The sequence below is a fragment of the Aureibaculum marinum genome (assembly GCF_003813905.1).
Classification (GTDB): Bacteria; Bacteroidota; Bacteroidia; order Flavobacteriales; family Flavobacteriaceae; genus Aureibaculum; species Aureibaculum marinum.
This window is the reverse complement of sequence record NZ_RPFJ01000043.1, coordinates 1-948: the sequence shown is the minus strand read 5'-3', so window position 1 is coordinate 948 and position 948 is coordinate 1. Positions and strand designations below refer to the sequence as shown.

Sequence of the window (948 nt, the reverse complement as noted above, 5' to 3'; positions counted from 1 at the left end):
TTCACCTTTTTCACCTTGATCTCCTTTATCACCTTTGGCACCGTCTTTACCGTCAATACCATTTGTACCGTTAGTTCCGTCTGCACCAGTTGCACCCGTATCACCTTTAGGACCTTGAGCACCAGTAGCACCCGTTAATCCTTGAATTCCTTTTTCACCTTTATCACCTTTATCACCTTTGGCACCATCTTTACCGTCAATACCATTTGTACCGTTAGTTCCGTCTGCACCAGCTGCCCCAGTATCACCTTTGGGACCTTGAGCACCAGTAGCACCTGTCAATCCTTGGATTCCTTGTTCTCCTTTTTCACCTTTTTCGCCTTGATCTCCTTTATCACCTTTGGCACCATCTTTACCGTCGATACCATTTGTACCATTGGTTCCGTCTGCACCAGCTGCACCCGTATCACCTTTTTCACCTTTATCGCCTTTGGCACCGTCTTTACCGTCAATACCATTTGTACCGTTAGTTCCGTCTGCACCAGTTGCCCCAGTATCACCTTTGGGACCTTGAGCACCAGTAGCACCCGTTAATCCTTGAATACCTTGATCACCTTTTTCACCTTTGGCACCGTCTATACCATCGATACCATTTGTACCGTTAGTTCCGTCTGCACCAGCTGCACCCGTATCACCTTTAGGACCTTGAGCACCAGTAGCACCTGTCAATCCTTGGATTCCTTGTTCACCTTTTTCACCTTGATCACCTTTATCGCCTTTGGCACCGTCTGCACCATCAGCACCCGTATCACCTTTAGGACCTTGAGCACCAGTAGAACCTGTTAATCCTTGGATTCCTTGTTCACCTTTTTCACCTTTTTCGCCTTTGGCACCATCTTTACCGTCGATACCATTTGTACCGTTAGTTCCGTCTGCACCAGCTGCACCGGTATCACCTTTAGGACCTTGAGCACCAGTAGCACCCGTTAATCCTTGTATTCCTTGTTC

The 948-nt window shown here is 47.6% G+C and carries 1 pseudogene; it reads right to left on the bottom strand.

The features are described from left to right. Positions 1-948 (bottom strand): annotated as a pseudogene (locus EGM88_RS15835) (hypothetical protein); the annotation flags it as partial.